The 250-nt window shown below is 70.4% G+C and carries 1 protein-coding gene; it reads right to left on the minus strand.

What is annotated here, in order from left to right; genetic code table 11:
- On the minus strand, nucleotides 1-250 hold a 250-nt coding region (locus SB753_RS39795), incomplete at both ends, for a DUF3418 domain-containing protein (RefSeq protein WP_410805512.1).

Raw genomic sequence — 250 nt, forward strand, 5'->3', positions numbered from 1 at the left:
CTCATCCGGCGAATCGAACACTTCGACGTCGCAATGCGTGCCGCGATCGACGAGCGCCGGATAGCCGAACAGCGTATGCCCGCCGCGCCGGATTTCGAGAAGCTCGGGGAGCTTGCCGAAGTTCCACGTCGTCAGGTTTTCATAGAGGGCGGTCCCCGGTGCGGCCGCCGCTTCGCCCGCAGCGGGCGTGTGCGGCGCGGCTGAGACGCCACGCGTACCGCCGCCGCTCGCCCCACGCGCCACCCCGCCT

Source organism: Paraburkholderia sp. SIMBA_053 (assembly GCF_046534895.1).
Classification (GTDB): Bacteria; Pseudomonadota; Gammaproteobacteria; order Burkholderiales; family Burkholderiaceae; genus Paraburkholderia; species Paraburkholderia caledonica.